The organism is Xanthomonas euvesicatoria pv. euvesicatoria (assembly GCF_020880415.1).
GTDB lineage: Bacteria > Pseudomonadota > Gammaproteobacteria > Xanthomonadales > Xanthomonadaceae > Xanthomonas > Xanthomonas euvesicatoria.
Window position 1 is genome coordinate 21,357 of the sequence record NZ_JAJIUJ010000026.1, and the last position, 22,829, is coordinate 44,185.

Below are 22,829 nucleotides of genomic sequence, written 5' to 3' on the forward strand. Positions count from 1 at the left end.
GTTTCGTTGGCATCGATTGCGAGCGGCCCTCCAATTGCTGCTCGCCCGTTTACACCTTGAGAGAGAGGTCCGTTTCATGAAGCGTCGTTTGCTGGTTACCGCCGTATGCACCGCCCTGACGATGCCATCGCTTGCGATGGCACAGGACCAAGGTAACGTGACCCAGTTGGACAAGGTCACCGTGACAGGTTCGTTGATCCCCCGCTCCCAGATCGAAACCGCGACCCCGGTGTTTTCGATCACTGCCCAGGACATCCAGCGCCGCGGCTTCAAGGACGTCTACGACGTGCTGCGCTCGCAGCCGATGGCCACTGGCTCGGTACAGGACGGTCAGTTCAGCGGCGGCTTTACTCCGGGCGCCAGGTCGTTGAGCCTGCTCGGACTGGACCCGGGCTTCACCCTGGTGCTCATCGATGGCCGGCCCATGGCCGACTACCCGCTGCTCTATAACGGCCAAAGCAACTTCGTCGATCTGGCCAGCGTGCCGGTCGGCATGGTCGAGCGCATCGACGTGGCGCCCGGCAACCAGTCCTCGATCTACGGTTCCAGCGCCATCGCCGGGGTGGTCAACATCATCCTGAAAAAGCGCATGGACGGCGTGCAGATGAACTACCGCATGGGCACCTACGATGGTGGCGGCGGCAACAACCAGCGCTTTCAGCTCACCGGCGGCAACGAGATCGGCGGTGCCAATATCGTGTGGGGCTGCAGCTCAATAATCAGGACCCGATCTACGGTTTTCAGCGGCGCGATTTCGATTCCACCAACGACAACCCGGACCCGACCCTGCGCTACGGCTCGCGCATCGCGCTGCACAACACACCGCGCACCTACATCGACCCCGGTGCCGACAACTGCGCCGCGCTGGGCGCGCTGTTCAACGGTTCGGTGCAATACGACAACCGTGCCAACCGTGGCAATTTCTGCAGCAGCCGTGCCGAGCCTGGCTATGCCAGCATCCTCAACAAGGAGCGCAGCGCCAGCGGCTATGCCAACCTGAGCTATGCATTCAACGACAACACCGAGCTGTATTCGACCCTGCTGCTCAACCGCACCAAGGTCGAAGTCAACAGTGGCTCGCAGTTCTGGCAGGCCTCTTCTGACACCGGCGGTCTGTTCTACAACCAGGACAGCCAGCAGCTGGAAAGCTATCAGCGCATCTTTGCGCCGGAAGAAACCGGCAATCTGAATTTCAACAATCAGCGCCAGACCGCCGATTCCTACAACATCGCAATTGGCCTGAAGGGCGGCCTGGGCGCCAGCAACTGGACCTACGATGCCTATTACGCCCGTTCGGAATACCGCATCGACAGCCGCCAGCAATGGCCGCTGGCCGATCGCATCGAAGACTTCTTCCGCGAACAATTCCTTGGCGCACCGCAAGGCGAGTATTACGGCTACCCGATCTACTCGCCCAACGATGCCAACTTCTATCGCGCGTTGACGCCGGCGCAGTACCGCAGCTTCAACGACGAAATCCGTACCAAGTCCAGAACCTGGACCCAGAACGTCAACCTGCAGCTGACCAACACCGAGCTGTTCAACCTGCCGGCCGGCGCTGTTGGCATCGCCGGCGTGTTGCAGGCAGGCAATCAGTACTGGACCAACCCGACCGACCCGCGCGTCATCGCCGGCGACTTCTATCAGCTGACCGGCACCCAAGGCAGCGGCAAGCGCGACAACTGGGCGGCCGCCTTCGAAACGCGGATCCCGATCCTGAGCACGTTGACCGCCAACCTGTCTGGTCGCTACGACGACTACAAGAACCAGGGAGGCGGTGGGGATTCCAAATTCACCTACAAGGCGGCACTGGAATTCCGCCCGATCGACTCGCTGCTGTTTCGCGGCAACTACGCCACCGCCTTCAAGGCGCCGGACATGGCCTTCAGCTTTGCCGGCGACAGCGGCTTCTTCCAGGGCGTCAACGATTACTACCGTTGCGCGGTGGAAGAACCAGGCGTGCCGATCGCCGATTGCACCTACGCTGGCACCACGATTTCAGGACGCCGCGCCGGCAATCGCGACCTGAAGTCGATCACGGCCAAGTCCTGGGGCGCCGGCGTGGTGTGGTCGCCAAGCGCACGCTTCAGCGTCAATGCCGACTACTACAACATCAAGATCGACCAGAAGGTCAGCGATCTGAGCACCGACAATCTGCTGCAGACCGAATCGGCGTGCCGCCTAGGCAGCCTGGACATCAATTCGCCTACCTGCGTGGACGCGCTTTCGCGGATCGATCGCACCGGGCCCGATGCACCGGTGCCCAATCGCCTGAGTAGCATCCGCATCAATCCGGTGAATATTTCCAACGAGGAAATCTCCGGTGTGCTCACCAAGGCGACGTACAACCTGGCGACCGAATCCTGGGGCCTGTTCGTGTTCGACGCGCAGTACAACGTGACCCTCAAGCACGAAAGCCAGCAATTCCCCCAGGACCCGGTACGCGACCTGCTCAGCGAACCGTTCTTCTCCTCCGAGTTCCGCACCATCGCCAATGCCTCGGTCACCTGGCAGAAGGATGCGTGGACGACCACCTTGTTCGGCCAGCGTTACGGCCGCACACCGAACCTTCTGTCGCAGCAGAGTACCGACGGCTACGCAGTGGAAGGAGCACGCAAGGTCGGCGCGTGGACCACGTTCAATGCAACGCTGACTACGCGATCAGCGACGATATCTCGCTGACGGCAACGGTCAACAATCTCGCCAATACCCGTCCGCCCCGTGGCCGCACCTACACCAGCTACCCGTACTACAACATCTTCAACTACACCGGCTACGGCCGTTCCTACATGCTGGAATTGAACTGGCGCTTCGGCGCGCATTGATCCACAGCACTGTGCATGCGTACCTCCAGCGGCAGCCAATACGGCTGCCGCTGGCGTTTTTGGACCGTGAGGCAGCTGCGGCACTGTTGCTCGCCTGCATGCCAGAGCACGCAGTAACGGCGTTGCGCAAGCAGACCCGGCTGGCGCAACCGCTGTCCATCGGGGCGACTGCTTCGGCGCGCATCGAACTGGAGGCCGATGAAACGTGCTCGCAGCGCGTCTAGTGCGCCGCCCAAGACCTAATGGCTGCTGTCAATGCACGCCAGCATCGATCAGACCCGCCTGCCACAACGCCTGCCGCAAAGGCTCCAGCTGGACTGCATAGCGGCGCCATTCCTCCACGTTGCGGCTGTGCACGCCCTCGCGCACCTGCACGCTGCTCAGCGTGGCCGACGCTGCGGCATTGCGCGTGATGTCGATCTGCCCCGGCTCGATGTCCAGCCCGCAATGTGCCATCAACTGCTGCAGCACCGTGGATGGATCGCGCACCATCTGCGCGTAGTCCACATCGATCACCCGCCCCGGCAAGGCAGCGCGCCATTGCGCCATCAAGCCGTGATACGCCCGATAGTGACGCGCCAGTGTGTGCAGGTCGTAACTGTAGGCATACGAATCGCCGAACAGCGCGCGGTAATTGGAAAAACATACCGCCATCGGCTCGCGCACCAGGTGCACGATCAGTGCACCCGGCAGTGCGCGCGCAATCGCGCCGATCGCCACCGCATTGGCCGGCAATTTATCGATATACCAGCGCGCCGATCCGGCACGCCACTGCGTTTGTTGCAGATACCGCGCGCCAATCTGCGCATAATCCAGCGAGGGCAGCGCCTGCAACAGCGGCGCGTCCAGCAGACTGCGCCCGGCCTGATCGGCGCCCCAACGCAACTGATGACCGAAGTCGTTCAATTCGCCGGCCGAAACGACCTGCGAATGATTGCCCAGCATGCGCTCCAGCACCGTGGTGCCCGAGCGCGGCAGGCCGAGCACGAAGATCGGCTGCGGACCTTGTACGGCACCGGTGCCTTGCGCTGCGAACACGCCCCGCGCAGCCAGGTCACCCAGTTGCGCGTACAGCGCTGCCTCGGCATCGGCATCGGCATCGGCATCGGCATCGTGGCGCAGACGTGCATGCATCACTGCATTGCCGTGCTGCAGCGCATCCCAGGCGGCAGCGGTGTCGCCCAGGTCCTCCAGCTCCTTGTACAACGCGAAGGCCAGCCCGGCACGATCTTCACTATCGGGTTTGGCGAGCTGCAATTGCTGACGTAATTGCGCGACATGGTTGCTGCCGGTGGTCTGACGGCGCAGCCGCGCACGCGCGAGCGCTGCACGGCCGTAGCCGGGCGACAGCGCCAGGGTCTGCTCCAAGGCCTGCGCCGCCTCATCCAGGCGCCCATTGAACTGCAGTTGCACCGCAAGAAAAAAACGGAAGTCCGGACCATCGAATCCGCACGCCTGTGCGCGCTGCATCATCGCCAGTGCCTCGACGTGTTCGCCCAAGGATTGGTGCACGTGTGCAAGCAAAGCCAAGGTCGCGTCGTCGCGGCACTGCATCACCGAGGGATGCCGTAGCAGCGCGTGCAGCACGCGATGTTCGCCCACGCGCAACAAGGCCTGCGCCACACGGCAACGCATCGCCACATCGTCGCCCACATCGCGAGCGGCCAGCTGGAGTTGCGTCACGGCCTCGCGCATGCGGCCGTTGGCCAACACGGTGCCGGCCAGCAGCACGCGTGCAGCCACATGCGTCGGTTCCACCTCCAGCAGCGCCTGCAATGCAGACGCTGCCACGCCCAGGTCGCGCCGCGCCAACGCGGCCTGGGCGGCCTGCCAGTGCAGCGCGCCCGCCGACCTGGACATCAGCTGGATAGGTGCTCGATGGCGGCGACGCTGCCGAGGCGGTCGCCGAGCTTCTTCAGCAGTGCGAGCCGGTTGGCGCGCAGCTGCGGGTCGTCGGCATTGACCATCACGCCGTCGAAGAACGCATCCACCTGCGGGCGCAGGCGCGCCAGGCGTGCGAGCACGGCGACATAGTCATGGCGGTGCAGCGCATCGCCGGTGTCGCCGATGGCCGCTTCCACCGCTTCGGCCAGGGCTTGTTCGGCCGGTTCGCGCAGCAGGCTGGTGTCGATGTCACCGGGGATCTCGCCCTCGACCTTGCGCAGGATATTGCGGATGCGCTTGTTCGCCGCGGCCAACGCGTCGGCTTCGGGCAACGTGGCAAAGATGCCGATGGCATCGATGCGGCGGTCGAAGTCGTAGAGGGAGGCGTGGGTCGCGCCCGGGTGCGCTCCTACGTTGGTCGGTGTCGGCACGGCTTCGGACGTGACGGAGAACAATGCGGCGACCGCGTTGAAATGCGTTGCAGGTACGCCCTTGTCGGCGTAATAGCCGCGTAGGCGGTCGAGGATGAAGTCGAAGATTTCGGCATCTTGGCCAGACTGTGCCAGCGCCGTGTGTGCTTCCTTCTCGACAGATTTCGGCAAAGCAGCTCCTGCGTCCTTGGCTTTACTTAGCGCAGCTTCTGTCTTGAGTGTTTGCCTGGCACTGGCCTGAACATTGATCTGATTTCTTGCCTCAACAAGCAGCTTCTTCAAATCCAGATCAAACCCACTCTCAATCACCGTCCGCGCCAACCCCAACGCATTGCGCCGCAGCGCGAACGGGTCCTTGTTGCCGGTCGGCTTCAACCCGGCCGCAAAGCCACCGGCCAAGGTATCCAGCCGTTCTGCAATCGCCAACACCTTGCCCAGCGGCGACAGTGCGATGTCGTCGCCGGCAAAACGCGGTTGGTAGGCCTCATCGATGGCCAGCGAAATCTCGCTCGGTTCGCCGGCGGCCTCGGCGTAATGGCGGCCGGCAATGCCCTGCAATTCCGGGAATTCGTTGACCATGCGCGATTGCAGATCGTTCTTGGCCAATTCCGCAGCACGCCGTGCCTGCACCGGGTCGGCACCGATCTGCGGTGCAATCGCCTCGGCCAGCGCCGCCACGCGCGCGACCTTGTCGGCCACGGTGCCCAGCTTGGCCTGATAGGTGACGCTGGATAGGCCTTCGCCCATCGCCTGCAGGCCCTGCTTGAGATCTTCGTCGAAGAAGAACTTGGCGTCGGCAAAGCGCGGACGGATCACGCGCTCGTAGCCCTTGGCCACTTCGGCCACGTCCTTGGAGTGGATGTTGGCGATGCCGATGAACTGCTCGGTCAAGGTGCCGCCGTCGTCCAGCACCGGGAAGAATTTCTGGTTGATCTCCATGGTTTCGATCAGCGCTTCCTGCGGCACCGCCAGGAAATCGCGTTCGAAACTGCACAGCACCGCCGCCGGCCATTCGACCAGGTTGACCACCTGCTCCAGGTTGTCGTCGCTGATGCGTGCGCTGCCGCCGGCCTGCCTGACGGCCGCCTGCACTTCGTCGACGATGCGGGCACGGCGCGCGTCCGGATCCACCAGCACGTGCGCCGCACGCAGCGCATCGACGTAGTCGCCGGGTGCCGCCAGCGACACTGCGCCCCCATGCATGAAGCGGTGCCCGCGCGTGATGCGGTCGCCGCGCACGCCCAGCAACTCGGCCGGAATCACCTCGCTGCCGAACAACAGCACCAACCATTGCACCGGCCGTGCGAAGGCGTACTCGTGCGCGCCCCAGCGCATCGGCTTGGGGATGGGCATCGCGGCAATGGCCTCGCGCAGGATCTCCGGCAACAAGTCGGCCGTGCGCGCGCCCGGCGTCACTGCGCGATGCACGAAACGCTCGCCCTTGGCGTCGCTGGTGCGTTCCAGCGCGGTCCAGTCGATACCGGCCTTGGCGGCGAAACCGGCCAATGCCTTGGTCGGTTGGCCTTCGGCGTCGAGGGCGATGTTGAGATACGGCCCCAGCACTTCCGAGCGCTGCTCCGGCTGCTCGGTGGCCACGCCCGGCAGCAGCACCGCCAGACGGCGTGGGGTAGACAGCGGCTTGGCATCGCCGCGGGTGACGGCAACGCCGCGCTTTTCCAGGCCGCTCAGCACGCCATCGAAAAAGGCCTGCTCCAGACCCGGCAGCGCCTTGACCGGCAGCTCTTCGGTGCCCAGTTCGATCAGCAGGGGAAGTTGTTCGCTCATATGACATGGACCTTTGCGTAGTCCCTTCTCCCTGCGGGAGAAGGTGCCCCGAAGGGGCGGATGAGGGGACGGGCGAAGCTCTGTGGAGGTTGGGTGCATGAGGGCTGCGCCCCGTCCCCTCACCCCAACCCCCTCCCGAGGGGAGAGGGGCTCGCTAGCCCCTTCTCCCACCGGGACATTGTCCCCCTTCATGGGGGAGAAGGTGCCCCGCAGGGGCGGATGAGGGGACGGGCGAAGCTCTGTGGAGGTTGGGTGCATGAGGGCTACGCCCCGTCCCCTCACCCCACCCCCTCTCCCGGTGGGAGAGGGGCTCTCGGTTATTTCTTCACACCAGGAAATCCCAGCTTCTCGCGTTGGGCGTAGTACGCCTGCGCCACGCCCTGGGCCAAAGCGCGCACGCGCAGGATGTAGCGCTGGCGTTCGGTCACGCTGATCGCGCGGCGCGCATCCAGCAGGTTGAAGGCGTGGCTGGCCTTGGTGACCTGCTCGTACGCCGGCAGCGGCAGGCCGACCTCGACCAGATGCCTGGCTTCGGCTTCGCAGGCGTCGAAGCGATGGAACAGCTCGGCCACATTGGCGTGCTCGAAGTTGTAGGTGCTCTGCTCCACCTCGTTCTGGTGGTACACATCGCCGTACGTCACCGCCGCGCCGTCCGGGCCGTAGGTCCACACCAGCTCGTAGACGTTGTCGCAGCTCTGCAGATACATGCACAGCCGTTCCAGGCCGTAGGTGATCTCGCCCAGCACCGGCTTGCACTCGAGCCCGCCGGCCTGCTGGAAGTAGGTGAATTGGGTCACTTCCATGCCGTTGAGCCAGACTTCCCAGCCCAGGCCCCAGGCGCCGAGCGTGGGCGATTCCCAGTTGTCTTCGACAAAGCGCAGGTCGTGCACCAACGGGTCGATGCCCAGCGCCTGCAACGAGCCCAGGTACAGGTCCTGGATGTTGTCCGGGTTGGGCTTCATCGCCACCTGGTACTGGTAATAACGCTGCAGGCGATTGGGATTTTCGCCATAGCGGCCATCGGTGGGACGGCGCGAAGGCTGCACGTAGGCCGCATTCCACGGCTCGGGCCCCAGCGCGCGCAGGAACGTGGCCGGATGGAACGTGCCCGCGCCCACTTCCAGGTCCAGCGGCTGGATCAGCACGCAGCCTTGCTCGGCCCAGTACTGGTTGAGGGTCTGGATCAGGCCCTGGAAAGTGATTGGAACGCGCCGGGAATCGGACATGCAGCAAAGGCCGTACGGAAGGGGTGCGCTAGTATACCGGCCGACCCGCGGCGCTTTGCCGCGCAGCACCGCTGCTGGGGAAAACACGCATGGAACAGCGGCGTACCGCCGACCCGGATAACGCCGTGGCACTGCTGCCGCGCGGCCGGCTGATGTTCGACCCGGTGGCCGCGGCCCTGCTGGCCGACGGCATGGTGGTACCGCACGAACACGAGCGCGTGCAGTTCTCCGCCAGCGGCGCGCGCACCGCCAGCGATGTGCATCCGCTGGTGCTGCTGGCCAATCTGAAATTGCACGCCGCGCAACCGCCGGCCGGCGAGCTGGGCCTGGAACGGCTCACCGAATGGCTGGCCACCCGCACCGGGCTGCGCTATCTGCGCATCGACCCCACCCGTATCGATGTGGCCGCGGTCACCGGCGTGGTCTCGCATGCGTATGCGCGCCGCCACCGCATCCTGCCGCTGGCGCTGGATGCCGAGCGCGTGCTGATCGCCACCAGCGAGCCGCTGGCGCTGGAGTGGCTGGCCGACGTGCAACACCTGAGCCGGCGCCGTATCGAGCTGGCGCTGATCAACCCGCTGGATCTGCATCGCTACACCATGGAGTTCTTCGGTGTCACCCAGTCGGTACGCGGCGCGCGCAGCGATGCGCGCAGCACCGAACCCAACGCCGGCCTGCCCAGCTTCGAGCAACTGGTGGAACTGGGCCGCGCCGGCGACGTCAATGCCGACGACCACCACATCGTGCACATTGTCGACTGGCTGCTGCAGTACGCCTACGAGCAGCGCGCCAGCGACATCCATCTGGAACCGCGGCGTGAGGTCGGACGCATGCGTTTCCGCATCGATGGCGTGCTGCACAAGGTGCTGGAAGTGCCGCCGTCGGTGATGACGGCGGTGGTCAGCCGCATCAAGGTGCTCGGGCGCATGGATCTGGCCGAACGCCGTCGCCCGCAGGATGGCCGCATCAAGACCCGCTCGCCGGGCGGGCGCGAGGTGGAAATGCGCCTGTCCACCATGCCCACCGCCTTCGGCGAGAAATGCGTGATGCGCATCTTCGACCCGGATTCGGCGTTCAAGAGCATCGAGCAGCTCGGCTTCAGTCCGGAAGAGGCCGCCGGCTGGAGCGCGCTGGTCGAGCGCCCGCACGGCATCGTGCTGGTCACCGGCCCCACCGGCTCGGGCAAGACCACCACGCTGTATTCCACGCTCAAGCGCCTGGCCACGCCGGACGTGAACGTGTGCAGCGTGGAAGACCCGATCGAGATGATCGCGCCGGAATTCAACCAGATGCAGGTGCAGCAGAACATCGACCTGGATTTCGCCAGCGGCGTGCGCACGCTGCTGCGCCAGGACCCGGACATCATCATGATCGGCGAAATCCGCGACCTGGAAACCGCGCAGATGGCGGTGCAGGCCTCGCTCACCGGGCATCTGGTGCTGTCCACGCTGCACACCAACGATGCCGCTTCGGCCATCACCCGTCTGCTCGACCTGGGCGTGCCGCACTACCTGGTGGCCTCCACCCTCAACGGCGTGCTGGCGCAGCGGCTGGTGCGCACGCTGTGCGTGCACTGCAAGCGCCAGCATACGCTCAGCGACGCCGACTGGGCGGCCATCCGCGAGCCCGGCGAAGCGCTGCCGGAACCGCTCAACGTGCACGCACCGGTCGGTTGCCTGGAATGCCGCCGCACCGGTTACCTGGGCCGGGTGGGCCTGTACGAACTGCTGCCGGTCAGCCCGCGCCTGCGTACCCTCATCCGCCCCGACACGGAACTTGCCAGCTTCAGCCAGGCTGCCCGCGGCGAAGGCCTGCGCACGTTGCGCCGCACCGGCCTGGAGAAGGTCGCCGCCGGGCTGACCACCATCGAAGAAGTGCTGTCGGTGTTGCCGCCGCGGGAATAGACGCCTCCTTCGTCCTGACGACCACGCCGCTTGCGCGCGCATGATCCGTAGGGACCTTCGACGCGGCGAGGGGTCGAGGGCAGTGGGATTCGGTTGAAAACTTCTGTGCTGGCGGCAGGACCGATCCCTGCCGGGTGCTCGTGTTCGCTCAGGTGCACGGTTGCGTGGCATGCATGCAGCAACGCCTCCGGAGTGCACGCCGGTCTCGCACACGTCGCGGTCGATCGGCATGACGGCGATCGACGCGTTCGCCCGCGCCTGCGAGCCGCACGCGCGTGATTCCCGCCCCAGTGGCACTCGGCGCTCGTGCCTTGAGGGCGGAGATATCGTCCGGCGCGCAGCTAAACCGGCTTGAGAGCCGCAGATTCGCCAGGTCTTGCGCGTTGATGGGTCCTCATACGCGGCCTCCGAGGCGCTCGATGTGGGCGGGCTTGCTCACCCTGGCCGTCATCTCGTGCATCGCCTGTCGGTGCCCTGCGATTTCCTGCGTCAGTTTTGCCTACCTGACCGGATCGGGCCGGGGTTTTTGCCGCTCCTTGTCGAGGCGTGTCTGCGCCAACTGCATCCGCTTGTAGGACAGATGCGTTTGCGCCTTGGCGTTGAAGCTCTCGGCCGTGTGGAACTGCACTTCGAACGCGTAGCCCTCGGCATCGGTGAAGCTGGCATTGATGCCCCGGTAGGTGCCATCTCCCGAGGTAAAGTAATTCTGCAGCTTCACGCACGTCATCCCTTGCCGACGCAGTGCGTCCTGGGCCGCCTGCACCTTCGCCACGAAACCTTCGGACGGCAACTCAAGCGCATAGCGCAGCGCATCGCCCACGCGTTGCGTGGCCTGTTCTGTTGTCATGCCGGCGCGCTGATGGCGCCGGATCTTGTCCTTGATCGAGGCGACCGATTTCTGGAACGGGTCGTGTTGCACTTGCTCGATCCGGCCCTGGCTGGCGTTGTAGCGCACGTTGCCCCAGAGCCGCGCGCCCAAGCCGTCGGCCAGCGTGTCGAGCACCGGCGTCAGCGACGCCTGCTTGCGTGTGGCGGCATGGAACACGCTGTGTGCCGGCGATGCGCCTGTATTGACGGCGTTCTGTTCGGAGGCAAGCGCCGGCGGCGTGCTTGCCAACGCCGGCACGGTCTCTTCCTGCCAGTCGTCGATCTCCTCGCACCCCGGCGGCGAGGCCACACGCTTGAAGGCCTCCAGCGCAGGCGCCTGTAGCTTGCGCTGCTCGGACCGCGATGCGCCGCCAAGCGCCAGCGCATGGGCGTGCTTGTACAGATCGTGGAAGCGCTCCTTCAGCGCGAAGGTCTCCGGCGTGTGGAACTGGATCTCCCACAGCGCACCCTCAGGGCTGCGCAGCGTGACATTGATGGCCTTGAAGACTGGCGGGTATTCAGTAAATTGATTGGTCAGCTTGACCCGTGCATGGCCCTGATCGTCCAGTGCGGCCAGCACGGCGCGCAGGCCGGCGGTAAAGCCCTGCGGTTCCAGCACCACGCTGTAGCGCAGCGCGTCGTTGACGCTGGCTGCCGCCTCGTCCAACGACTGCTTCTTCAGCGCCACCCGCTGCTTGAGCTTGTCCTGCAACGAGCCGTATGACTTCAGTTGATGCTGCGTGCCGGCCAGTTGCCCACCATGGCGCGCGGCGATGTTCTGCAGCATGTCGGTGACCTGCGGCTCCATCTGGCGAGCGCGCCTGAGCAAGGCCTGTGCCTCTACCGCAATGTCCTGCGGCTGCACGGCGCGCAGCCGCTCGGCCGGCGGCTGCGGCCGGTCGATCCAGCCGGCCTGCTGGAGCGCTTCAAGCGAGTACTCCATGACGCCAGCGGCCATCGACGGCATGCGCTGCAGCAGCAGCCTGGTCTGCTCGGGATCGAAGCGCCCGTCCTGCATGGCCCGGGCGGTCGCCCTGCTGTAGGGCACGCTGCGAACTCGCTCGGCGAAGTTCCGCTCGGAACGTTCGCAGGCCTCCACGATCTTGGCGAACAGTGCCGTGCCAGTGTCGGACTTCAGCGCATCGGTGCCGACCTTGCTCGCGATGGTGAACAGGTTGCGCATGGTCAGTTCCGGCTCGCCGGGGACGAGCCCGGGTTGCCCGTCCGGGAACTGCGCATGCGACAGCCGGCACACCGGGTAGTTGTCCAGGATGGCGTGGATGCGCGCCTCCACGCCAGAGGCGGACTCGTAGGCCTTGGCCAAACCGGGAAACGCCTACGCCAGGGCCTCGGGCAACGCCGGCGCGGCGCTGTCGGCGGCCGGGTCCGTCTCAAGCGCAAGCAGCTGCGCGTGCAGCAACTCGGCAGCTTCACGCGCCTCCGGCAGGTGGGCGCGTTCGATCGCCTCGCGTGCCTGCACGCGCAGCGTGGCCAACACCACCGGATCGCGGACCGGCTCTTCGAGCAGCTCGCGCAAACCGTTGCGCAACCCGCGCTCGATGCCATCATAGGTGCCGAACATCATGTCGCGCGCCATTGCTTCGCGCAGTTCGTCCGGTTGTGCCAGGAAGCGCGCCTCCAGCGTGGCGGCCGCCGAGGTGATGCGCTGACCGCGCTTGAGGGCCATGATCTCGGCCAACCGCCCGGGCTGGTAGTGGCCGCTGACCGGGTCGATGGCCGGCGTGGCCGTCTTCGGCGGCTTGAAGGACTGTTGCCGGCCGCGCCGGGCCTGGCGATCCACCATCACCCGCGAAATCAGCGCGGCCAGCTTGGGATAGCCTGCGTAGACGAAGGCGTCGTCGCCGTCGGTATCCATATTGCGTTTGCGCAACTCCTCGATCGGCAGTGCGCCCAGGCGCCCAGGCTCCACGATGTCCTTGAGCCGCAGGCTACCGGTGCTGAGGATGTCGCGCGGCAAGGCACCGCGGTCACGGCCGTTTGTCCAGCACGACAGCGTCTTCAGATCTTCCTTGGAGCAGGCCAGGTCGGTGTCGCTGAACTCAGCCGGCCACTGCTGCTCGGGCACCACCACCAGCATGCCCTTGCTGTGCAGCATCTGCGGATCGACGCCGGAACGATCATCGAAACCGGTGTAGCTGTACTGGATGCCGAAGCACTGGGAGAGGAACGCGGCGGTGGCGTCGCCCGTGGCCACGGTGGCGATGCGCTGCTCCGGCACCGGCAGCAGATTCTCCTTGTCGTAGGGCGGCTTGCCGAGCAGCAACGGGCCGCCCGTGACGTCGAAGGCCTGGCTGCGCTGCTGCGGCAGATGCACCTTGTCGTCGGCCGACGGCACCGCCCGCACCCGCTGACCCTGGTAGCCACCGCCGATGAGCGGCCTGTACACCCACAGCGGATCATCGCCTGTCGGCTCCAGTGTCTGCAGCCGGTCCTGCATCGCCGCGTGCGCCTCTTCCAGCGCCGCCGCATCGCGCGGGTAATGCTGCAGCGCCTGTGCCGGCATCATCGAAGGACCCTTGTCCTTGGCCACCAGCTCGCGCTGCTCCTCCGTGGCCTGGTTTGCCTGCACGGCGTGCCAGGCGTCGTAATGCTTGCGGAAGGCCGGAATGGCCAAGGCCACCTCCAGTTTCAGGAAGCCGCAACCATCGTTGGGGCACAACGCCAGGGCAGTGCCATCCACGGCCAACGGCTTGAACGGATGCGCAGGGCCCTCGACGTCATCGAATACGCCCAGGCGCAGCGTGCCTTCCACGACGTGGTCACTGGGCACCATCTCCAGCAGCGAGCGCTGCATGCGCGACCAGTCCTCGCGTTGCGGAGCGAGCTTGGCCGCCAGATGCATCAGGCTGCTGCCCGGGGCGGTGTCGGCATAGCGAAACGCCGGCAACAGCGACGCCGACTCCTTGCGTTGGGACAGCACCAGGCTGTGGCTACCGGATTTGCCGCGCGCCGCGCGGCTTCCGCCGAACATGTCGAAGCGCCAGGGCTCGCCGTTGTAGTTGAAGGTCCGCGCCAGCATGAAGGTCGATAGCTCGCCAGGCAGTTGCACTTCCACCAGCGGCAGCCCGGTCAGGCGCGCAAACAGCGAATACGGCTTGTCCGATTCGGACCGGTTGGTCGACAGCTCCTTGCCCACCAGATCGACCACCACATGGGTCGTGCTGCCGCGGCCGGGCGCCGGCGCCACCGGCCGGCCGGGAACCGAGGCCATGCTCAAGCGCCCGCTGTCCAGGTCAAAGCGGGTCGGTGGATGGGCCCGGGTAATCGCCTGCGCTTCCTTGGCCATGCGCAGGTCCAGGACGTCGAACACTTGCTCACCGGCCTCGATCTGCGCGATCAGGTTCCAGCTCATCTCGCCCAGGTCCGCCTCGATCGCCTCGCGCGTGCGCGCCAGCGTCAGGTCCACCCACTTCACCAACTCGTCGCGGCGCTGGCGCAATTGCTTGCGCGGGCCGTCAAGATGGCGCGCTTTCCATTGCCGGCTCACCACCGCGTAGGCCTTGAGCACCTGGTAGAAGGTCAGCGCCGGGCAGCGCGTTGCATGCTGTTCGATGCCGGCCGACGCGCGTGCGCCGTCGCCGCGCAGGTACAGGTCGATCTTGCGCGCGACGATGGGCTGCAACGTATTGAACACGTGCAATGCCTGGCCCCGATGGCGGGGCCTGAGCTCCGGACTGCGGATCAGCGGCAACAGTCCCATGCAGAGGCTGCCGATCCCCTCTAGGCTGGTCTGGCGTAATCCATCGTCCCCGATCAGTCCTGCAAGCCGCTCCAGCGCTGGCTGTCCCAGCGGACGCATCCAGCGCTGAAGCCGCGCCGATGCAAGGGCCTTGAAGAGCACACCGATGTCGGTGGCCGAAGCGGACGCAAACTGCTGACGGTGCAGGTCCAGGTGCCCAGCCATCGCCTGCAGCTTGGCGACAGGCAGGGTCCGGAACTGTTCGTCGTCCTCTTCGTCCAGAAGCGACAGCCGGGACATCGCGTTGGCCAACACCGCGATCCCCCGCATCTGGAACTGCCGCCAGGGCAGCTCGGCCGAGCCTGCACGCTCGGCGAGCAGCACGAATGCCGACTGGCACACCGGCCGGGCGAGGCATTTGCTCAGCGCGTTGAGCGCCACGGCCACGCCTTGCGGTTCCAGGGCCTTGCGCAAATCGGGATCGTCGGCCAGCGTCGCCGCCAGGACGTCGATGGCGGTCTCGCAGGCTGGCGTGCCGGGCCATTTGCTCAGGGCATTGAGCGCTTGGCTCACGTTGATAGGGTCGAAGGCACGACGCAAGCCGGCATCGTTGGTCAGCCGCTCGGCCAGCGCGCTGGCGGCGGCCACGCAGACCGGCACGTTGGGCAATTTGCTCAGGGCGTTGAGTGCGTTGCCAACGCCTTGCGGATCCAGATCCCTGCGCAACCCGGGCTCGTCGGCCAGCCGTGCGGCCAGCGCCTCGACGGCAGCCGCACAGACCCGCATCTGGGGCCATTTGCTCAGCGCGTTGAGCGCATTGGACACCCCTAGCGGGTTGAGCGCATCGCGCAACGCGGGATCGTCGGCCAATCGCTCGGCCAGCGCGCCGACCACCTCGCCACAGACCGGCACGTCCGGCCATTTGCTCAGCGCGTTGAGCACCTGGGGCAGGTTGGAAGCGTCCAGCGCCTTGCGCAGGTCGGGATCCTCGGTCAGCCGCTCGGCCAGCGCACTGGCAGCGGCCGCGCAGACCGGCATGTCCGGCCATTTGCTCAGCGCGTTGAGCGCGGTGGCCACGCCATGCGCACTCAGGGCATTGCGTAACTCGGGTTCGTCGGCCAGCCGCTCGGCCAGCGCACGGGCGGCGGCCGCACAGACCGGCACGTTGGGCCACTTGCTCAGGGCGTTGAGCACGGTGGCCACGCCATGGGCGGTCAGGGTTTGGCGTAACTCGGGTTCGTCGGCCAAGCGCTCAGCCAGCGTGCCGGCGGCGGCCGCACAGGCCGCGTTGTCGGGCCATTTGCTCAGGGCGTTGAGCACGGTGGCCACCTGCTGCACGTCGAAGGCCACGCGCAACCTGGGATCGTCGGCCACCCGTGCGGCCAGCGCGCTGGCGGCGCCCGCACAGGCCGGCGTGTCGGGCCATTTGCTCAGGGCGTTAAGCGCGTTGGTCATTTCTCGCGGCTTGAGCACGTCGCGCAAAGCGGGCTCGCGTAGCTGCCGCTCGGCCAGCATGTTGGCGGCGGCTGCACAGGCCTGGTTGTCGGGCCATTTGCACAGGGCGTTGAGCACGGTGGCCACGCCATGCGCACTCAGGGCATTACGTAACCTGGGATCGGCAGCCACCCGTGCGGCCAGTGCGCTGGCAGCGGCCGCACAGACCGGCGTGCCGGGCCATTTACTCAGGGCATTGAGCGCATTGGCCACGTCCAATGGATTGAGATCCTTGCGTAACCCGGGATCGGCGGCCAGCCGCTCGGCCAGCGCACCGGCGGCGGCACAGACCGGGGTGTCAGGCCATTTGCTCAAGGCATTCAACGCGTTGGCCACGTCCAGTGCATTGAAGGCCTTGCGTAACTGGCGATCGCCGACCAGGCGCCCTGCCAACATGCGGGCAGCTTCCGCACAGACCTCGGTGCCCGGCCATTTACTCAAGGCGTTCAAGACGTTGGTCACGTCGACCGGGCCAAGTTCCTTGCGCAGGTCGGGCTCGTCGACCAGCCGCTCGGCCAGCGCGTTGACGGCCTCAGCACAAACCGCCGTGTCCGGCCATTTGCTCAACGCGTTGAGCGCGATGACCACACCTTGCCGGTCCAGGTCCTTGGGCAACTGGGGCTCGTCGGCCAGCCGCCCGGCCAGCGCGCTGGCAGCAACCGCACAGACCTGCTTGTCAGGCCATTTGCTCAAGGCCTTGAGCGTGGTGACAACCATGTGTGCGTCGAGCGCCTTGCGCAACTGGGGCTCGTCGACCACCCGCTCGGCGAGCGCGCTGGCGGCCTCTCCGCAGATCGGCGTGTCGGGCCATTTGCTCAGCGCATGGAGCGCGATGACCACTTCCTGCGGCTTGAGGGCCTTGCGCAACCTCCTCTCGTGGGCCAGCCGCGCGGCCAGCGCACTGGCGGCCTGCCCGCAGATCGGTGTATCGGGCCATTTGCTCAGCGCGTCCAGCGCTTGGGTCACGTTGGTCGGGTCCAGGGCCTTGCACAGCTCGGGATCGTGGGCCAGCCGCCCGGCCAGCGCGCTGGCGGCCTGCGCACAGCTCGGTATATCCGGCCATTTGCCCAGCGCGTTGAGCGCGTTGGCCACACCTTGCGCGTCCAGACCCTCGCGCAATTGGAGATCGTCGACCACGCGTTCGGCCAGCGCACTGGCGGCGGCACAGACCGGGGTGTCGGGTCATTTGCTCAGCGCGTTGAGCACGTTGGACACGCCCTGCGGGTCCAGGTCCTTGCGCAGCTCGGGGTCGTCGGCGACCCGCTCGGCCAGCGCACTGACGGCCACCGCACAGACCTGGCTGTCGGGCCATTTACTCAGGGCGTTGAGCGCATTGGACAGGCCTCGCGCATTCAGGGCCCGGCATAGCTTGGGGTCGTCGGCCAACCGCTCGGCCAGTGCGCTGGCGGCGGCCGCACACACCGGTATATCGGCCCATTTGCTCAGCGCGTTAAGCGCCTGACTCACGTTGATCGGGTCCAGGGCCTTGCGCAAGCCGGGATCGTCCACCAACCGTTCGGCCAGCGCACTGGCGGCAGCTGCACAGACCGGGGTGTCGGCCCATTTGCTCAGGGCGTTGAGCGCGTTTCCCAGTTCTTGCGGTTTCAGTTCCTTGCGCAATCTGGACTCGTCGGCCAACCGCTCGGCGAGCGCGCTGACGGCATTCCCGCAGTCCGGCGTGTCGGGCCATTTGCACAGGGCGTTGAGCGCGGTCGCCACGCTCTGGGCATCCATGGCGCAACGCAGGCGATAGTCGCTGGCGACAAGCGCGGCAAACCGGTGTGCCGTCGCCTGGCACTCTGGGTTATCGGACCACTTGCTGAGGGCATTGAGTGCCAGGCTGATGTTCTGCGCATTCAGAGTCTGCCGGGCGTGGTCGTCACGTCGCAGATGACGGGCCAGACGCGCCACCGCGCGCTCACACCGGCCGCTGTCGAGATTCTTCGAGAAGGCATTCAGAAGCAGAACCGACGGGTAGCCTCCCAGCCCCACCAGATCGTCAACCTGCGTGAGCTCTCCGGCGATCCACGCGATTGCCTCCATGCATGCGGGCTGATTCGGGTGCTTGCTCAGCTTGTTGCCCAGATGCGCCAGCTGCGCCAGCGATGCCCCTTCGAACCATCCGGTCCCAAACAGGTATTGCGCCGCGAGCTCGGTGCAACGATCCAGATCGCCGGGCGTCACGCCTGCCCTGGCGCGCCGTGCAGTGGCAATCAACTGAAGATATTTGTCCAGCCGCTGCGCGTTGACTTGCGCGTTGACACTCTCTTCCAGGAAGGGCAACGCCATCCCGCCACGCATGCGATGCGCCAGCTCGTTGTCATATGCCATCGACACGCACCGGCCCGCGTTGTGGTTCCTCCCGATTCCGTGGGGCTCGCTCAACTGTCGCTGCTGTTGCTGTCGCTGCGCCTGTAGCCGTTTTTTTGCCGCCCAGTCCAGCTGATGTTCGGCCCTACGCAGATCCTCGGTCGTCAGCCCCATGCCATGGAATGGCCGCTTTGGCTGCCGGGATGGCGCCTGCTCTTCACGTGGTCGCTTTCTGGCGGACCATTCGAACGGTGGTTCGCGCGGCCGAAATGCCCTTGCCTCCACACCATAATGCTGCGACGAGCGTTGTGGCCGATGCTGCGCTGACGACGTGCCGACGTCGTCAGTCGCCCTATCCGGGTAGCCCTCGGTTTTGATGCGCGCGTTTTTGACGGCAGCCGGCTGCCACGGCCGAAAGCGCCTGTCCCATGCGCCTTCGCTGGCATCGATTTCCTCTTTCTTTAAGGCGTTTGCCGTAAAGGGCTGCCTGTCGCGCGTCGAGGCCCTTGGGTCATCCGACTCCATCCTCTGCCGTTTTCTAGGCGGCCGTCCAAGCGGTTGCTGCGCGCCGCTGCTGCTGGCTGCTGACTGATCCTCCGTTAGCCCGGACTTTTCGGCATGAGCGTAGGGCGAGTTTGTGCGGAACGCAGTTGGATTGGTGGCATGGGTTTTCATGCCCGGAAATTTAGTCAATCTGCCCGCGAGCGACTTCTTCAATACGAAGCGCCGACGACGTGTGCGACGCCCGCTGCGCGTTGGGCCAATGGCCCTACTACATTGCATGGATCGAACGCGTGGGATGCAGCACGCCGGCACGGCGACGTGCTCCGCTGGCGTCAAGCGCAGTGTTCTGAAGGGTATGCACGATCCGATGTTTTTCCACACCAATCCCGCCGAACCTTGCGTCGACCTGACCACGGCGACGGCGCAGAGGCACTGTCATTCCAGCCGTGCGTTTGTCTGCCGATATCCAGGACATGCACCAGTCGGCGACCACCGCTACCATCATCGGCATCCCGCCGCGAGGGAATCAGGACATGTCATTCGGCAATGACCCGCAGCGCGCGTCTTGGAGTGCCGCTTGAAAAAAACGCGTCGCTGCCGCCTACAATCGGGGGCATCTGTTGTGTCCGGATCTTTGCGCATGTCCGTTTTGCCGTTCCTGATCATCGAAACCGGGCAGCCCGTGCCGGAGATGAAGCGATACGGCCGTTTTCCGCACTGGATCCGCGTGGCGGCCGGGCTGGCCGAGCAGGAAACGGTGGCCATCGACGTTGCCAATGGGGACGCGCTGCCCGACCCGGCCGACTTTGCCGGCATCATCGTCAGCGGTTCGGCCGCCTTCGTCACCGACCGCGCCGACTGGAGCGAACGCAGTGCCGAATGGCTGCGCCATGCCGCCCATCAGGGCATGCCGCTACTGGGCATCTGCTACGGGCACCAGTTGCTGGCGCACGCGCTGGGCGGCGAGGTCGACTACAACCCGGCCGGGCGCGAATCCGGCACCATCGCGCTGGAGCTGCACCCGCCGGCCGAGCAGGATCCTTTATTCGCAGGGCTTCCGCCGCAGTTCCCGGCCCATGCCACCCATCTGCAGACGGTCGTGCGTGCCCCGGACGGCGCCATCGTGCTGGCGCACTCCCGGCAGGACCGCTGCCATGCCTTCCGCTGGGGCCGGGCCACCTGGGGCGTCCAGTTCCACCCCGAATTCGCCACCCACCACATGCGCGGCTATGTGCAGGCGCGTGCCGACTGCATTGCCCGCCACGGACGTTGCGCCCGCACGGTCGCCCGCGAGGTCACCGCCGCCCCCATCGCCCGCAAGTTGTTGCGCCGCTTCGTGCATCACGCACGCCGGTTGCAAACAGTGAGCGCTCGTCCCGCCGCGCACACGTAAAAGCAGCGATAATCGCGTGACGCCGGATGGTCCGGCGCGCGTATCGATCCGGAATGGGAATGAGCGAAATTCGTAAGGTGCCGGCATCTGCCGGCGCAGAGTGGCTGTTGACCGGTTTCTCGCTGTTGAAGCGGGCGCCGCTGGCGCTTGGCTCGATGGGGGTGATCTGGAGCGTGGCCGCCTCGCTGGTGGTATCGCTGTCGGTCCTGGTGCCGCTGTTGGGCCCGGCTCTGCAGTTCCTGCTGGTGCTGGCCGGCCCGTTGTTCATGGGCGGCCTGCTGTGGGCCATCCGCGAAGTGGACGAAGGCCGCATCGCCAAACCGTCGCATCTGCTGCATGGCCTGCAGGACGGCCGCGCGCCGCACCTGCTGGTGTCGCTGCTGCCGCAGCTGATCGCCGGCCTGCTGCTGGGCGTGCTGCTGCTGGCGATGATCGGCGCCAGCGGGCTGCAGCAGTTGTCCGAGGTAATGGTGAAGATCAACCAGATCAGCCAGTCCGGCGCGCAGCCGGACCCGGTGCAGATCGAGCAGCTGGCCGCCAGCCTGCCGGCCGGGCGCATCCTGCTGTGGCTGCTGCTGACCATCGCCACCTTCGCGGCGATGACGCTGGCGCTGTTCGTGATGCCGCCGCAGGTCATGTTCGACCGCAGCACCGGTGGCCACGCGCTGCGCGAGAGCCTGCGCGCCAGCCTGCACAACCTGCCGGCGATGCTGGTGTTCTTCGTCCTGGCCTTCATCGCCATTTTCGCGATCTATTTCGCGGTCATGATCGTGGCGCTGATCGTCGGCCTGATTGCCGGCCAGACCGTGGCGATGTGGCTGGCCCAACTGCTGTTGATGGCGGTGCTGATGCCGGTGTTCGCCGGTTCGGTCTACGCCGCGTGGAAGCAGATGTTCACCCACGCCGGCGCCGCCGCCCAACCAGCCCCGCCATCGCGACCGGATGTGTTTGTTGCTTGAATTCGCGCGGCTGTAGGAGCGCACCTGGGCGCGACCGGGGCTTCTCGACGTAGGCTTGGTCGCGCCCGGGCGCGCTCCTAACGTGGACCATGGCGTCCGGGGCGACGCCGCGCAGCGACGCATGTGCCCGAAGACGACCGCACCGCGCACCTGCATGGCGGCGCGCTTCGGTGCAGCGACGGCACTAGGCGCTCTTCGGCGCCACCGCACGCGAAGCCATGATGCCCAGCTCGTAGAGCAGGCACATCGGGATGGCCAGCATCAGCTGCGATACGACGTCTGGCGGGGTGAGCACGGCGGCCAGGATGAAGATGCCGACGATGGCGTAGCCACGGCCTTCGCTGAGCTGCTTGGGGCTGACCCAGCCCAGCAGCACCAGGATCACCAAGGCCACCGGCAGTTCGAAACTCGCGCCGAAGGCGAAGAAAATGGCCAGCACGAAATCCAGGTACGAATTGGCATCCGGGGTAATTGCGATCACGTCTGGCTTGAACGTGGTCAGGAAGTGGAACACCGCCGGCAACACCAGGAAATAGGCGAACGCGCAGCCGATATAGAACAGCGCCACCGCCGACGCCAGCAGCGGAAATGCCAGCTTCTTTTCGCGCTGGTACAACCCCGGCGCCACGAACGCCCAGGCCTGATACAACAGCCACGGCACGCTGAAGAACACCGCCACGAAGAAGGTCAGCTTGAGCGGGGCGAAGAACGCGCCGGCCGGATTCATCGCGATCATCGTCTGCCCCAGCGGCAGTTGCGAGATCAGCGGTGCGGCCAGCCACGAATAGATCGCCCGCGAAAACGGCAGCAGCGCCAGCAACACCACGCCCAGACCGATCAGCGCGCGGACCAGGCGGGCGCGTAATTCGACCAGATGCTCGATCAGACTGCTTTCGGCCTGTGCGTCGTCGAACAGGCTCACGGCTGTTTCTCCTGGAGTTTGGCTGGCGCGCTCGGCGTCCACGCGGCCGGTGTGCCCGCATCGACTGGCGCAACGGCGACCGGCTCGGGCGCGCTGGCAAGATGCGCGGCATGCGGCGCGGGCACTATCGTGTCGTGCGGAGCCGGAACCAGGGTTTGATGCGGCGCTGGCGCAATGGGTTGAGCCTGCGCAATCACCGGCGCGGTATGTGCAGCTCCAGCCGCATCGGTTACGCCGGCTGTTGCATCCACATCGGGGCTGGCAGACAAATCCGCATGGGCCAGTTCCAGCGGCGTTGCCACCGGCGTGGCGCTGGCGCGGATGTCGATATCGCGACTGACGTCGTCATGCAGCGTGCGGGCGCCCTGCTCGACCTGCTGCTGCGTGTTGCGCAGCTGGTCTTCGGCCTCGCGCAGCGAGGCCTGCACGTCCTGCAGGCTGCGCTTGAGCTCTTCGGCCTCGAGTTCGCGTTCGAGTTCCTGCTTGACAGAATCCCACTGCATTCGGGCACGGCGCACCCACAATCCGGCAAATCGGGCCGCCTTGGGCAAACGCTCGGGGCCGAGCACCACCAGGGCGACGACCGCAATGAGCGTCAGTTCGCCAACACCTATGTCAAACACCG

8 protein-coding genes and 2 pseudogenes are annotated in these 22,829 nt (G+C 66.0%); 4 read left to right on the forward strand and 6 right to left on the reverse strand.

From position 1 onward, the window contains the following. Positions 1-136 precede the first annotated feature (136 nt). Positions 137-2,825, forward strand: a pseudogene (locus LN450_RS04250) (TonB-dependent receptor domain-containing protein). 252 nt (positions 2,826-3,077) lie between these two features. On the opposite strand, the gene LN450_RS04255 reads toward LN450_RS04250, so the two are convergent. The 3 genes from LN450_RS04255 to glyQ all read right to left on the reverse strand — a co-directional run bounded on the left by LN450_RS04255 (position 3,078) and on the right by glyQ (position 8,151). Next, positions 3,078-4,685 carry a tetratricopeptide repeat-containing sulfotransferase family protein gene (locus tag LN450_RS04255; protein ID WP_011349068.1) on the reverse strand — a complete coding sequence of 536 codons (1,608 nt, stop codon included), beginning with the start codon at positions 4,683-4,685 and terminating at the stop codon, positions 3,078-3,080. Next, the gene (gene glyS / locus LN450_RS04260; RefSeq protein WP_011349069.1) at positions 4,685-6,925 is read right to left on the reverse strand and encodes a glycine--tRNA ligase subunit beta; all 2,241 of its coding nucleotides are present in this window, start codon (positions 6,923-6,925) and stop codon (positions 4,685-4,687) included. Before glyS ends, LN450_RS04255 begins: the two co-directional genes overlap by 1 nt. 317 nt (positions 6,926-7,242) lie before the next feature. Next, complete coding sequence (gene glyQ / locus LN450_RS04265; RefSeq protein WP_008577775.1) at positions 7,243-8,151, reverse strand: glycine--tRNA ligase subunit alpha; 909 nt, start codon at positions 8,149-8,151, stop codon at positions 7,243-7,245. A gap of 89 nt (positions 8,152-8,240) precedes the next feature. On the opposite strand from glyQ, the gene LN450_RS04270 reads away from it, so the two are divergent. After that, positions 8,241-10,055: a GspE/PulE family protein gene (locus LN450_RS04270; protein ID WP_011349070.1), complete on the forward strand. Its 1,815-nt coding sequence runs from the start codon at positions 8,241-8,243 to the stop codon at positions 10,053-10,055. A 394-nt stretch (positions 10,056-10,449) separates the two neighbouring features. On the opposite strand, the pseudogene xopAD reads toward LN450_RS04270, so the two are convergent. Next, positions 10,450-19,101: pseudogene (gene xopAD, locus LN450_RS04275) on the reverse strand (XopAD/skwp family type III secretion system effector). A gap of 469 nt (positions 19,102-19,570) precedes the next feature. Between xopAD and LN450_RS04280 the strand changes: the two are divergent. After that, positions 19,571-20,323, forward strand: coding sequence for a glutamine amidotransferase (locus tag LN450_RS04280; protein WP_003484963.1), 753 nt, complete (start codon positions 19,571-19,573; stop codon positions 20,321-20,323). 59 nt (positions 20,324-20,382) lie between these two features. Continuing rightward, complete coding sequence (locus LN450_RS04285) at positions 20,383-21,282, forward strand: BPSS1780 family membrane protein (RefSeq protein WP_014091465.1); 900 nt, start codon at positions 20,383-20,385, stop codon at positions 21,280-21,282. A gap of 184 nt (positions 21,283-21,466) precedes the next feature. Here LN450_RS04285 and tatC read toward each other — a convergent pair whose 3' ends face one another. Continuing rightward, positions 21,467-22,204, reverse strand: coding sequence for a twin-arginine translocase subunit TatC (tatC, locus tag LN450_RS04290; RefSeq protein ID WP_005923115.1), 738 nt, complete (start codon positions 22,202-22,204; stop codon positions 21,467-21,469). Beyond that, positions 22,201-22,827, reverse strand: coding sequence for a Sec-independent protein translocase protein TatB (gene tatB / locus LN450_RS04295; RefSeq protein ID WP_011349077.1), 627 nt, complete (start codon positions 22,825-22,827; stop codon positions 22,201-22,203). Before tatB ends, tatC begins: the two co-directional genes overlap by 4 nt. Positions 22,828-22,829 lie beyond the last annotated feature (2 nt).